This window comes from Luteibacter sp. NPDC104163 (assembly GCF_055584245.1).
The window spans coordinates 170,169-183,875 of record NZ_JBVJMK010000001.1; the positions used below are offsets into that span (position 1 = coordinate 170,169).

The 13,707-nt window shown below is 66.8% G+C and carries 9 protein-coding genes; 4 read left to right on the plus strand and 5 right to left on the minus strand.

Annotated elements, in window-relative coordinates:
- Positions 1 to 4 precede the first annotated feature (4 nt).
- Positions 5 to 5,728 (minus strand): hypothetical protein, encoded by a 5,724-nt coding sequence (locus tag ACZ6YI_RS00745; RefSeq protein ID WP_465777013.1) that lies wholly within the window; start codon positions 5,726 to 5,728, stop codon positions 5 to 7.
- Positions 5,729 to 5,968: 240 nt separating this feature from the next.
- Here ACZ6YI_RS00745 and ACZ6YI_RS00750 point away from each other — a divergent pair, with 240 nt between their 5' ends.
- Both ACZ6YI_RS00750 and ACZ6YI_RS00755 read left to right on the plus strand, forming a co-directional pair.
- A complete protein-coding gene (locus ACZ6YI_RS00750; protein WP_465777014.1) occupies positions 5,969 to 7,426 on the plus strand; it encodes a DUF4139 domain-containing protein in 1,458 nt (485 codons plus the stop codon).
- Positions 7,427 to 7,443: 17 nt separating this feature from the next.
- A complete protein-coding gene (locus ACZ6YI_RS00755; RefSeq protein ID WP_465777015.1) occupies positions 7,444 to 8,202 on the plus strand; it encodes an enoyl-CoA hydratase/isomerase family protein in 759 nt (252 codons plus the stop codon).
- 109 nt (positions 8,203 to 8,311) lie between these two features.
- Here the strand turns inward: ACZ6YI_RS00755 and ACZ6YI_RS00760 are convergent, their stop codons facing one another.
- Positions 8,312 to 9,244 (minus strand): Nudix family hydrolase, encoded by a 933-nt coding sequence (locus tag ACZ6YI_RS00760; protein ID WP_465777016.1) that lies wholly within the window; start codon positions 9,242 to 9,244, stop codon positions 8,312 to 8,314.
- Entirely contained in the window at positions 9,244 to 9,732 is a 489-nt protein-coding gene (locus tag ACZ6YI_RS00765) for a dihydrofolate reductase (protein ID WP_440327451.1), read from the minus strand. Before ACZ6YI_RS00765 ends, ACZ6YI_RS00760 begins: the two co-directional genes overlap by 1 nt.
- Positions 9,733 to 9,934: 202 nt before the next feature.
- On the opposite strand from ACZ6YI_RS00765, the gene ACZ6YI_RS00770 reads away from it, so the two are divergent.
- Entirely contained in the window at positions 9,935 to 10,483 is a 549-nt protein-coding gene (locus ACZ6YI_RS00770) for a DUF4142 domain-containing protein (RefSeq protein ID WP_465777017.1), read from the plus strand.
- Between the two features lie 9 nt (positions 10,484 to 10,492).
- Here the strand turns inward: ACZ6YI_RS00770 and ACZ6YI_RS00775 are convergent, their stop codons facing one another.
- The gene (locus ACZ6YI_RS00775; protein WP_465777018.1) at positions 10,493 to 11,368 is read right to left on the minus strand and encodes a LysR family transcriptional regulator; all 876 of its coding nucleotides are present in this window, start codon (positions 11,366 to 11,368) and stop codon (positions 10,493 to 10,495) included.
- Between the two features lie 98 nt (positions 11,369 to 11,466).
- On the opposite strand from ACZ6YI_RS00775, the gene ACZ6YI_RS00780 reads away from it, so the two are divergent.
- Positions 11,467 to 12,570 carry an NADH:flavin oxidoreductase/NADH oxidase gene (locus ACZ6YI_RS00780; RefSeq protein ID WP_465777019.1) on the plus strand — a complete coding sequence of 368 codons (1,104 nt, stop codon included), beginning with the start codon at positions 11,467 to 11,469 and terminating at the stop codon, positions 12,568 to 12,570.
- A 30-nt stretch (positions 12,571 to 12,600) separates the two neighbouring features.
- Here ACZ6YI_RS00780 and ACZ6YI_RS00785 read toward each other — a convergent pair whose 3' ends face one another.
- Positions 12,601 to 13,521 carry a helix-turn-helix domain-containing protein gene (locus ACZ6YI_RS00785; RefSeq protein WP_465777020.1) on the minus strand — a complete coding sequence of 307 codons (921 nt, stop codon included), beginning with the start codon at positions 13,519 to 13,521 and terminating at the stop codon, positions 12,601 to 12,603.
- Positions 13,522 to 13,707: the final 186 nt, after the last annotated feature.

Consider the following 13,707-nt stretch of genomic DNA (forward strand, 5'->3'; position numbering starts at 1 on the left):
GGGCTCAGAACTTCCAGTCGACGTGGGCGATACCCGAGCTGGCATGGTAGCCGCTGCCGAAACCGAGGTTGTAGCTGACGCCGAAGTCCACGTGCCTCCAGTTGGCGAGGGTGACGCCCACGCCGATCCGGCCGTACGTGCTGGGTTCCCGGGTGCGCACGTCGAAGGTATCGGACGATGTCTCGCCATCGAACTGCGCGCGGTTACGCCAGTCGCTACCTCCGGCGGACTCCACCGCGCCACTGGCGTACACCTTGAGCGCGGCGCCATTTTCCAGTGCAAACTGCTTGCCCACTTCGGTACCCAGGCCACCGCCGATCGACGACTGGCCCTGTGAGGCGACCGTCAGGTTGAAGGGCGAATGGCCCTGTTCCGTATAGCCGCCCGCATGGACGTGGATCGCGCGCAGTTCGGCGAACGGCATGAGGTAGCCACCGTCAAAGTCGTACGTATAGGTGCCCCTGGCATGCAGGCCCATGTTCCACGCATCCGGCTTCGCCGTCGCCTGGTCGATCTCGCGACCCACGATGACGGACCGGGAGCTGTTGTACGTGCTGTAACCGCCATCGAGCATGCCCGTTACCGCAAACGGCCCGTGGGCGTAGCGAAGACCGATGCCGGCCAGCAGGCCGCCGCCATTCACACTGCCCGTGCCGTCGGCGTCACGGAAGTGATCGTTCTCGTAGCCCACCCCACCAGCGAGGGTCAGCTCATCGCCCAGGGCGTGTTGCATGCCCATCTCGTACGTCTGCGTGCTGGCGCTATAGCCCAGGGCGCTGGCCGTCTCGCTCTGCCGGCTGGATCCCGCCTGCACCCTGCCCCACGCACAGTCGTCGGCATCCTGCCCGCGCGCGCAACCCTGGTTGAGATCGCCCACGAAGTTACGGCTGCTCTCCGAGCGGAAGGCCCCGACGCTACCGAGCGCCCGGCCGGCCATGCTCCGCAGCGAGGTCTCGTAATCCGCCTGCGTACCCACCTTCGATAGCGCGGTGAATCCCGCATCCATCGGCACACCGCTATCCCAAAGCGCCTGCAGGTGGTCGGCGACCGCGCGACTCGATGCATCGAGGGCCGAGGCCTGCTCGCTGAAGCGGGCGACCGGCGTGGCGTAGAGCGTGGTGGCGTCGTGGTCGAGCCGCGTGGCGAACAACTCCGTTGGCGTGGCTGCAAGCTGAGGCTGCAGGGTCAGGCCCTGGTCCGCCGTCAGCAGCGGGACAGTCGCATTGCGCATGGTCGTCGGACGCACCGTCACGCTGCCGGCGACGTCCGCCGCACCCGTCACCGCCAGGCGATCCGCCTTGCCGCCAGCGTAATCGGCATCGAATACCAGCTGGCCATTGCCGTGGTAGTTGCCGGTCAGCGTCGTCGTACCGCTGCCGGTGCCATGCACGCTGACCACGCCTGTGTTCTCGAGCGTGCCACCGCCGAGGTCGATCACGTCGCCGCTTTCGATCAGGCCCTGGTTATCGATCGACGACGGCCCGACCGGCGCCTGGTCGCCACAATCACCGCCGCATTTCTTGCCGATGCTGCCTGACACCACCGCCCCGCTCTCGTTCGTGACCTTGAATGATTTGTTGACCGAGTTGATCGCATAGCCGCCCGTACTATTCATGCCGTCGATCACGCCGGCGTTCACGACCGTGTTGGTCCCGGTGCCGTTGATGAGCACCGCGCCGTCGGCATTCTTTTCCGCGATGACCCGCGCGCCGTTGGCGACATTGAGCGTCGCATTGCTCTGGTCGATGCTGGGCGCGTTTTCCTGGGTCTGGAAGCTGACGTATTCAGACTCCATGACCACGCCCCAACTGTGCGCACCCTGCACGGTGATCGTGCCGGCCTGCAGGTTGACGTTGACCGCGCCGCCGCAGTCACCGCCATTCGCGACCGACTTCCCACCGCAATACATGGTTTCGCCCATGCCGCTGCGGAACACGAGACCCGTGCCGTCGCTGCGACCGATGACACCGCCGGTACCCGATGCCACCTGCGCGAAGATGCCGTGTGCGTAGGCGCCCGTCGTGGTGATGTCCGAGTTGTTGTTGACTGTAACGGCACCGCCCATGCCCATGTCCCAGCGATCCTGGTAGACGCGCGACGCCTCCGTGTCCACGTTCACACCGTTGAAGCCATTGACGAGCACGCCCGCGCCGCCGAGCGACTGGGCGACGATGCCCACCGCGCCCGCGCCGTTCGTGGTGATCGAGGTGCTGCCCTGGGTCGTCACGTTGACGAGGCCTGCCTTGTTGCCGCCCGAGGGAGCGTAGTTGTCCGGGTTCGGTGCGAGCTGGTTCACGGAGACCTGGTTGTTGGGGTCGACGACCATCAGGCCACCGCCACCGCCGATGGATTGCGCCAGTACGCCAAGCGCGTTGATGCCCTGCGTCGTCACTGTTCCACCGCTGTCGAGCGATACGTTGACGTTGCCGCCAATGTTCTTCGTCGCGGTGTAATTGGCCGCCAGCGTCGGCGTTACCGTGCCTTGCGCCAGTGTCTGCGTGGTGGAGTGGTACAGGCCGGTCGCCGTGTCCTGGCTCTGGCCGGTGACCGCGACCGTGCCACCACCGCCGCCTACGCTCTGCGCGACCATGCCGATCGCATTGTCGCCAGTCGTAGTGATCGCGCCGATATTAGTTGCAGTCACGGTGCCGCCCTTTCCGGACACCTGGCTATCCGCGTCGACCGACGCCGCACCGAAGCTGAGGGCCAGGGGGTTTCCGAGGCCCGCATTGGGCGTGGACGCGCCGCCTACACCACCGCCGCCACCGACCGACTGCGCGAAAAGGCCGAACGACAGGTCGCCACTGGTTTCGATATCACCGTCCTTCAGATTACTCAGGTTCACGCTGCCGCCATCACCACCACGGCCACCGGTACCGCCCACGGCGACGGACGATTCGATCACCGAATCGTGCAGCTTGTCATTTGAAGTGACTGGCGCCGCTCCACCGCCGACGCCACCGCCGCCACCGACGCTCTGGCCGAACAAGCCGTAGGCCATCGGCCCATGCGTAACGACAGAGCCTGCGGAGTCCAGCGTCACGGTGCCACCATCGCCACCCGCCCCGCCCTTGCCACCCGCGCCACCACCCACGTCGATCGTCAGGTTGGCGCCGGTCAGGCCCGAGTAAATCGGCTTCGGGGCCTCGTTGAGCTGATTCGTCGTGTCGTACAGATTTTGCAGCGTGTTCTTGTCATCCCACGCGCCCTTGACGTTGTCCTTCCAGTCCCAGATGTCATCCGTGACTTTCGTGAAGGCGCTCGGGTCCTTCGTGTTGCCGCCGCTCGCCAGCGTCACAGCGAGCTTCGGGAACGCGTACTCCGGGTCATCACCTGAACCGGTGACCGCATTGCCACCCGTGCCACCACCGCCGCCGACGCTCTGGCCGAACACGCCGTACGACTGCGCGCCGTACGTCTGGATCGCGCCGCTGCCGTTGTGCACGGTCACGTTGCCACCATTACCGCCGGCACCGCCGCTGCCGCCGACCGCGACATTGACGGTCACCTGCCCGTTGCTGCCCTTGCCGGTGGCGTCGCCACCGTTTCCGCCACCGCCGCCAACCGACTGCGCGAAGATGCCAGCCGCCATGTCGCCCACCGTCATGATGCCGCCGGCGCCGGTAAGGTCGCGGTTCGACAACAGGCCGGCATCGCCGAAATATGCTGGATCGGACGTATTGGCACTCACCATGTTGTTCACGAGCACGTCGTTGCCATCGCCACCCACCGACTGGGCGAAGACAGCGTGGGCATTGCCGCCCAGCGTCTGGACCTGGCCGAGGTTGTACGCATCCGCTTCGCCGCCATCGCCGCCCGTGCCCCCTTTGCCGCCGACGGCGACCGATACGCTGACCTGCGCACCAATGGCGCGCGAAAGCGCGCCACCGCCACTGCCGCCGCCACCGCCAACGCTCTGGGTAAAGATGCCCGCCGAGTGCTGGCCTTGCGTGCTGATGAGGCCGAAGTTCACCGCCTGCGCAAGGCCGCCATCACCGCCCGTGCCACCGGAACCACCGATCGTCACCGACGAACCGAGCGCGGTGTTGGTCGCATCGCCACCACGGCCACCGCCGCCACCGACGCTTTGAACGACCATGCCGCGCGAGTAGGTGCCGGTCGTGATGATCACATCGCCCGGGTGGAAAGCCGCCTGCATGCCATTGGTCGGCGGCGGATCGTAATAGCCATTGCCGATATAGGCGTTCTTTCCATCGCCGCCATTGCCACCTTCGCCGCCGATATAGACGGAGAACGCGCCGCCTCCCGAGCCATCGTTGAGATCGCCCGAATAGCCACCGCCGCCGCCCACACTCAACGCCACCAGCGCGTCGGCATCGTCGCCCGCCGTCGTGACCTTGGCGTACGGCGTCGCGGTGTCGTTACCGACGAGGATTTGTGCCTGCCCGGCCATGCCACCGGTGCCGCCCTTGCCTCCCTTGCGGAAATACACGCCGTTGCCGGAATCGCCGTCGCCACCGTTGCCTCCGGCGGATTCAGCCAGCACGCCGAAGGCGTTGTAGCCCGTCGTGCTGATCACTGCATTGTTGTTGAGCACGCCGAGGCTCGAGCCGCCGATGTTGATGGTTACGTCACCACCCGCGCCGCCCGCTGCACCGTTGCCGCCCTTCGTCGCGGTGCCGTCCACCGTACCTGCGGTACCACCCACACCGCCCTGGCTCTTTGCGAGGATCGCTCCGGCGCTGACCGAGGTATCCAGCGGTACGGTGTTCGATGGGTCGCTCGCGCTGTCGAAGTTCTGCTGCGTACCCGTACCCGCGTGGTCGGGGCCTTGCGCGGTCACCGCGCCGCCCGTCACGCTGATGTTGATGGCACCGCCACTGCCGGCATCGCCACCGTTGGATCCCTTCGTCTCCGCCAGCGTATAGCCGGTGGCATCGCCACCGGTGCCGCCGTCGCCGCCCTGGCTGAGCGCAACGATGCCCGAACCGCCCGCGTAGCCGTTGATGTTCGCGGCAACGGTCGCATCGATTTCGCCGCCATTCCCGCCCGCGCCACCCTTGCGGCCAACGACCGTATCGGTCGTCAGCACGGAGGAACTCTGCCCGCTGTCGCCTCCGTTACCGCCCGCCGAGTAGAGGTTTACGGCGGCCCCGGTTGCCTCGATGAACGTAAGTTCCGTGGGCTGGTTCGGATTGATGGGCGCATTGAACACCACCTGGCCACCATTGCCGCCCGTACCGCCGACGCCGCCGTTACCGTTGTTCTCGTTCTGCTGGCCATCGCCGGCCGTGCCGCCGACGCTTGCCAGGGATACCCCGTTACCGTTCGCCGCAGAGTTCTCCAGCACCGAATACGCACCCGCGTCGGAAGGCGCATCGAGCGTTAACGTGAGCGCGCCACCGGCACCACCAGCGCCGCCGAGCGGACCGTCATGGTTGAGATCGGCGTTCGATTCGCCTCCCGCGCCGCCGTTGCCACCGGTGCTGGCGAGCCCGACGAGCGACGCTGCGCCGCCACCCTTGATCGTCTGTGTCGTCTGCGCATCAACGTTATAGCCGGCGCCCGCGCCACCGACCGTGCCATTGACACCGACCGTGGTCTGGTCTGGCGGCGTGATGCCCGTATTGGTGTAGGTGATCGGGTTGGTGTTACCCGCGGGCACGGTCTGCGCGAACGCGGCGGCGGGGAGCACGCTGGCGCCCCACAGGGCATAACGGAGTGCCGTGGCGAGCGGCCGCGGCTGGCTGGGGTGGCACGAGGTCATGGCGACGTCCTGGGAAGTAGGAAAGAAGGTTCATCGTCATAATATGAGTCATGCTCATGTTTCAGTACTCGCCTTCCAAGCCCCACAAGAGACGCCAAAAACGTCAATCATTTCCATGGGATATGTCGCACAGGCGCCGCGCGCCACGGCGCTGCGCGGCACGATCGCTCATGTTTACCGCAGGCCCCCTGTTCATCTCAGCCCGGTATGATCCCCGTGCGATCCACACGGAGATTTCCCATGCGCCGCACCCTGGTCCTCGCCATCGCCTGTGCCGTTGCACTGCCTGCCCTGGCGGCAGACGAACGTACTGCCCTCACCCTCTACCGCGCCGACGGCGACCAGCTGTTTCAAACGAACGGTGAAGCCGTTTCGGGCGATGGCTATGCCGTCGTCCACGAGCGCCGCGCCTTCGATCTGAAGGGCGGCACACAGGATCTTTCCATCGGCGGCCTGCCTTCCGCGCTCGATAGCGAAGCCCTCACCCTGCGCTTCCCCGGCAAGGGCACGCGCGTGGTCTCGCAGCGCCTGCTCCTGGGCCAGGGATTCGACAGCGCCGTCGCGGGCCTCGTGGGCCAGCAGGTCGATGTGGTGGGCACGAGTGGCCAGAGCCTCGCATCGGGCACGCTCGTGCAGGGCGGCACGCCGCTCGTCGTCCGGAATGCCTCCGGCCAGGTGACGCTGGTGCGCGATTACGCCGCGCTGCGTGCCAGCAGCCAGGACGACATCGCCAGAGGCTCGACCCTCCAGGTGCGCATCGATGGCGGGAGCGCCGGGCGTACGACGGCGCAGCTCGATTACCCCACCTCCGGCCTCGGCTGGCGCGGCGCGTATGTCGCGACCCTGGCCAGCGGAACGGCTTGCAATATGGCCTTTGATGCGAACGCCAGCATCGCCAACCGTAGCGGCCGCGACTGGAAGGATGTGTCGCTGAAGCTCATCGCGGGCGATGCCCAGCGCGCCAAGGCGCCGCCGCAGCCGCGCATGTACGCCGCGCGCGCGCCGGTCGCCATGATGGCCATGAAGGCGGACGCAGGCATGAGCCAGGACACGTTGGGTGACCTGCGGACGTACACCCTGCCCCACGCCGTCGACCTGCCCGATGGCAGCGTCACACAGGCACCGCTCTACGACAGCCGGCAGCTGGCATGCGAGCGCGAGACCGTCTACGACAACGGCACGCGCTTCTTCGTGCAGGCGCCGGTCATCGAGAAGGACAATGGGCTGCCGCCGAGCGAAGGCGTGCCCGTGACGACAAGCGTCAAGTTCAAGGCCTTCGATAGCCTGCCGGCCGGGTACGTCCGCGTGCTGACCACGGACCGTGATGGCAACGCCGAACTGCTCGGCGAAGGTCGCGTGGCGGATACGCCGAAGGGCCAGGACGCTACGATCGCACTTGGCAACGCCTTCGACCTGCGCGCGAAGCGCGAGCAGACGTCGTTCACCGCCGCGCCCCACCAGATTGACGAAGGCACCCGCATCACCCTCACGAATGCCGGCGAAACCAGCCGCGTCATCACCGTGCGCGAGCGCCCCTATCGCTGGCGTGCGTGGAGCCTGGTGTCGTCTTCGGTGAAGCCGTCGAAGAACACGCCCGAACTGCTTGAGTTCAAGGTCGACGTACCGGCCCATGGCCAGGTCAACCTGGACTTCGCCGTACGCTACACCTGGATCGACGCCGATCTCCGGCCCAACTAACCGACCGAGGCACGCACATGCTGGATATCCTTCCCCACGACGGCGACATCCTCGAGATCCGCATGGCGCGGCCGCCAGTCAACGCGCTGGACACCGCGCTCGTCCGCGCGCTGCGCGACGCGATCGCGGAGGCTCCCGTCAATGGGGCACGCGGCATCATCCTCTCCGGGGCGCAGGGCATGTTCTCGGCGGGCGTTGATGTCCCCGCCCTGCTCGCGCTGGACAGGGCGGGTGTCGAAACGTTCTGGAACGACTTCTTCGCCCTTTGCGGCAGCATCGCCGCTTCGGCCGTGCCCGTGGTCGCCGCACTCACCGGCCACAGCCCCGCGGGTGGCGCGGTCATGTCGCTGTTCGCCGATTACCGGATCATGGCGCACGGCGTCTACAAGATCGGCCTCAACGAGGTGCAGGTCGGCCTCTCCGTGCCCGAGCCCATCCAGTTCGCGATGCGCCGCATCGTCGGGCCGTATCGCGCCGAACGCCTGCTGATCGCCGGCGCGATGGTCGATGCGGAAACCGCGCACGGCATCGGTCTCGTCGATGAGCTCGCCGCGGTGGAACAGGTGGTGCAGCGCTCGGCGCTCTGGCTGGGTGACCTGCTGAAGCTGCCGCCGCACGCCATGTTGCGCACGCGCGCCATCGCCCGCGCCGACCTGGTGGATGTGTGGGGCGACACCACCGGCCTGCTCGATGCGGGCTTCATCGATGATTTCTTCGCGCAGGAAACGCAGACGGTGCTGAACGCACTGGTCGCGCGCCTGAAGAACAAGGCCTAACCGTTGTGGGAGCGCGCTGTGGGAGCGTGCTTGCACGCGATCGGTGCTCGCGGCACACCCCATCGCGCGCAAGCGCGCTCCCACGACAAGACCCAACCAGAACCTCGCCTCAGCGGCTCCAGAAGCCCCTGATGCCCGCCACGCCCTGCGCCGCATGCATCCGCGCCATCGGCACATCCGCCGGGCCCAGGCCGCCTAGCGCATACACCGGCAGCGATGCGTTCTCGACCCACTTGGCGAAGCGTGGCCAGCCGAGCGGCGGGGCGTCCGGATGGCTGGCGGTGTCCTCGACCGGCGACAACGTCGCGAAGTCGCAGCCGAGGCCCGAGGCGAGCGCGAGCTCTTCGGCGTTGTGGCAGGAGGCGCCGACCAGCATGCCCAGGGGTAACGGGCGTTCCTTCAGTTCATGCAGCTGCGCCGCCGAAAGGTGGACGCCGACTCCCAGCGCACGTGCCCCTTCGATATCGCGGTTCAGCACCAGGCGAGCGCCGAAGCGCGCCACCTCCGGTAGCATCGCGGCAGCTGCCGCTCGCGCCTCTTCGACGGAAACGCCTGGCAACCGCCACTGCACCAACCGCTCACCACGCGCCAGCGCTGCGCGCACCAGCGTCGTCGCCTCGGCCACCGAAGCTTCAGCGGGTGTGATCGGATAGTGCTCGGGTAGCCACAGCGCAGCCAGGATCGGCCGGTCGGCGGGCGCCAGCATCGCCGGATCGATGTCGTTGGGCAGGTGCCAGGCGATGGCCGCCGCGTCGAGTGCCTGTGGCTCGCCGCTCCAGGCGCGCACGACCACCGCCTGCAGCAACATGCCGCGCTCGCCGTAGTTCCACGGAACGCGAATCAGCTCTTCGAACGAGAGCGGATCTACCGCGATGCCGAGTTCTTCATCGAGCTCACGTTCGAGCGCAGCGAGCGGCTCCTCGCCGGGCTCGACCTTTCCACCCGGGAACTCCCACATGCCCGCCAGGTGCTTACCCGGCGGGCGTTGCGCGATGAGGATGCGCCCGGCGCCGTCCATCAGGACGCCGGCGAGCACGTGCATCAGACGTTCCTGACGTATTCGACCATGTCGAACGCGTGCGCGTGCTCGGCGTCCGCCTTGTGCTTGACGCGCGAGACCTCCGTCCATTCCTTGAAATCGATGCCCGGGAAAAACACGTCCGCGCCGTCCACGGCTGCATACACCCAGGTGAGGTAGAGGGTGCGTGCATACGGGAGCGCTTCGCGGAAGACTTCGCCGCCACCGATGACCATGAGGCCGGTGTGGCCGCAACTCGCCTGCGCCTCGGGGATGGAACGCACGGTGATCTGGCCGGGATACGGCGCCTCGCCCTTCTTCGAGAGCACGTAGTTCACGCGATCCGGCAGTGCACGGCCGATGGACTCCGCCGTCTTGCGGCCCATCAGCACGGCTTTGTCCGTGGTCAGCGTCTTGAAATAACGGAGGTCGTCGGGAAGGTGCCAGGGCAGTCCGCCCTGCTTGCCGATGGCAAAGTTTTCGTCGAGCGCGGCAACCAGGTGAACGGACATGGGGCTTCCTTCGCAGATTCTTGAGGAACCGGGCACATATTCGGCCCGTACGTGCAAATAGTAGTCCTAGGAATGTGATGGTGGAACAAACATCCGTTTGAAGTTGCACGCAGACGTTTGTGACGGTGCGCTGGCCCCACGTTGCACACCCCGTTGATGACGGCGGTGCGACACAGGACCCACCCCATTCCGGAGTGCACCCATGAACGCCGCAAGCCGCTTACTCGCTACCGCCCTGGTCGCCGCCATGCCGTTTGCCGCCCAGGCGGCGCAGGACACCGCCAAAGGCGCACCCACCGCCGACGCAGCCTTCGTCAAGGAAGCCAGCGCAGCCGGCCTGGCCGAAGTCGCGCTTGGCCAGATGGGTGCCAGCCAGGGCCAGTCCAGCGAGGTAAAAACGTTCGGCCAGCAGATGGTCACGGACCACGGCAAGGCGAACACCGAGCTGAAGGGCATCGCCGACACGAAGGGGCTGCAGGTCTCGACCTCACCGACCAGCAAGGATGAAGCCGCCAGCAAGGCGATCGGCGCGAAACCCGGTGCCGACTTCGACAAGGCCTTCGGCCAGAAGATGGTCATGGACCACCGCAAGGCAGTGGCGCTGTTCGCGAAGGAAAGCACCAGCGGCAAGGATCCGGAGCTCAAGGCCTTCGCTACGAAGACCCTGCCCACGCTGAAAGAGCACCTCGACATGGCCCAGAAGCTGCCCGGCGCCAGCATGAGCCATGCGGCGAAGGCGGAGACGCCGTAAGCGGGCTAATCAGTCCTTCACCAGCCGCCGGTGCAATTCCTCCACCACGTGCCGGGCGCGACGCGGCAGGTCCCACTCGGCTCGGTGGATCAGCCATAGCGTTTCCACAACGGAACGGTCGCCGTCCAGCACGCGGATCGCCTCCGGCCGGCCGAACGCACGCCGGGCATGGCGTGGCATGACACTGAAACCCAACCCACGCGACACCGGTTCGAGGATCAGCGCGATCTGGTTGGTAAACCCGCTGATGGGGATATCAGAAAGTCCGCGCCTGCCCGGATAGCGACGCGACAGCAGGCGCGTCGCCATGGCATGGCCATCCGGGTGGTCGATGAAACCCAGGCGGACGAGGTCATCCCAGCCTTCGACTTGTGCATCAGCCGGCACGACAAGCTCGAGTGCTTCTTCGCAGAAGCGCTCGACGGTGAGACGTTCGTCGTCCGGCTTGTGCGAGACGATGCCCATGTCGGCGCGGTTATCCAGGACGGCCTTGAGCACATCCTCTTCCGGTGCAAAGCGGTGGCGGATGACCAGGCCGGGGGTTTCGCCCTGGATATCCAGCAGCCGCGGGTACGTCGAAAGGCCGACACTTCCAGGCGTGATGATCGATACCTCGCCTTGCAGCGCATCGCTATCGGACAGGCGCGAGGCGAGGCAACGTCCCGCGCGCTCGACCTCTTCGCAGTAGGCCAGCAGCGCATGCCCCGCGGGCGTCAGCTCGACGCCACGCGGGCGGCGGATCAGGACCGGACCCAGTTGCGCCTCGATCTGGCGGATGTGCTGGCTCACCGCAGCCTGGGTGAGTTCCAGCGATTCCGCGGCGCGGGTGAACGTTCCCTCGGCGGCAAGGGTGCTGAATGAGCGGAGCCAGGCGGGACTTAGCATAATGAATTCTTATGGAAACCATTAGGTAGCGGTTCTTTTCATTATAGCTCTTCTCCCCTATCGTCTGCTCCCTTCCCTGCTTCCCCCTGGGCTCAGCCATGTCTGCTCTGTTCTCCCCCTTTACCCTGAAGGACATCACCCTCCGCAACCGCATCGCCATCCCGCCGATGTGCCAGTACCGCGCGGAAGACGGGTTCACGAATGACTGGCACCAGGTGCACTACCCGGCCATCGCCCGTGGCGGTGCGGGGCTGGTCATCGTCGAGGCGACCGGTGTTTCGCCGGACGGCCGGATCACCCCGGCCTGCCTGGGCATCTGGGACGACGCCCATGTCGAAGGCCTGGCGAAGATCGCCACGTCGATCAAGGCGTCCGGCGCCGTTCCGGGCATCCAGATCGCCCACGCCGGCCGCAAGGCGAGCGCGCAGCGTCCGTGGGAAGGCGATGACCACATCGACGACGCCGATCCGCGTGCGTGGGAAACCATCGGTCCGTCCGCGATCGCCTATGGCAAGGGCTTGCCGAGGGTTCCCCGGGCCATGACGCTCGACGACATCGCCCGTGTGAAGGCCGATTTCGTCGCCGCCGCGAAGCGTGCGCGCGCAGCCGGCTTCGAATGGCTCGAACTGCACTTCGCGCATGGCTATCTCGCACAGAGCTTCTTCTCCGCACATTCCAACCAGCGCGACGACATCTACGGCGGCAACGCGGAGAACCGTGGCCGCTTCCTGGTGGAAACGCTCGCCGCGGTCCGCGCCGTGTGGCCCGAGAACCTGCCGCTCACCGCGCGTTTCGGCGTGCTCGAGTACGACGGTCGCGATGAGGAAACCCTCGCGGAATCGATCGAACTGGTGCGCAAGATGCGTGGCGAAGGCCTCGACCTGCTCAACGTCAGCGTCGGCTTTACGATTCCCGAGACGAACATCCCGTGGGGCTCCGCGTTCCTCGGCCCGATTTCCGAGCGCGTACGGCGCGAAGCCGGCATCGCCGTCGCCTCCGCATGGGGCATCGACGATCCGCAAGCCGCCAATCGCGTGGTGGCCGATGGCCAGATGGATCTCGTGATGATCGGCCGCGCCCATCTCGCCGACCCGCACTGGCCGTACAAGGCGGCCATGGCGCTCGAGGTGCCGCGACCGTCGTGGACGCTGCCGCCTTCGTACGCGCACTGGCTGGAGCGTTACGCGCCGATGCGCGCCTGACCGCAGGCGCACTCCTGCCTCATGGCGGGACTAGACCCGGCGGCTCCTCCTCGATGTTTCCGCCGGGAGGTCGCCGCCCCGACGCGTCTGCACGGACGTACGCACGCGATGCGCCGTCTGCGCGCGCATCCCGCGTGCACCGCGCCATTCCCGTGGCGTCACGCTTTCGTGCTGCTTGAACACGGTGGCGAAGTGGCCCTGGGTCTGGAATCCCACGGCGATCGCGATATCCATGATCGTATCGCTCGTCTTCTCCAGCAGGTGTTTCGCGCGGTCGATACGCTGGGCCAACAGGTAATGGTGCGGGCGCATGCCCGTCGCGGCCCTGAACTGCGCGGCGAAGTGCATGGGGGAAAGGCCCGCGGCCTTCGCCATGTCCGCCAGGCCGATGGCGCCGTCCAGGCGCTCGCTGACAAGCTCGGTAACGCGGCGGAGCCGCCACGTCGGCAGCGGAAGTTGCCGGCTCGGCGGCAGCACCGAGTCACGACGCGAAAGCACCGCGAGGCGCAGCGAGATGGCCTCGACGATCGGCTCACGCACGCAAGGGGCAAACACCCGCGACGCCGTCGATAGCACATGCACCAGGCTGTTGATCACCGAATCGGCATCCAGCTGGAGCACGGGCGCCTTGTCCAGGCGGGCGATCAGGACGTCGAACCGATGCTCGGCCAGGCCGGCATCGATCCCCAGCACGACGCCTTCCGGCTCGCGGTGCCCGGTGACACGGAGTGGCCCGGGCAGCCGGGTGACCACGATGCCGCCGCGGTACAGCACACGGACATCGAGCCACAGGCCAGCAACCTCGCGCTGGATCACGCACGGCCCGGGCAACACGAAGACGCGGAGGCCGGCGTGATCCGGGGTCACGTCCTGGATGCCATCCAGGGGAAGGCAGGTGATGCCTGCCTGCGGCAAAGGCGCTTGATCGGGCATGGAAGAAGAACGGACCATTCGTTTTCCCCTCGAGACAGCAAGCTGGCGCGGCGCGGTGCGCGTCGGTAAGCGGCGAATCGTAGGGATAGCCGGCGCGGGACTCACGCTCGACATATCGCGAGTTCTCCCCATTTCTCTCATTTCCAGCTGCCAACCGTCGCGTGGCGGCGCGCCAACCCGGTCTTTTCAAGGGCTTGCGCCTAT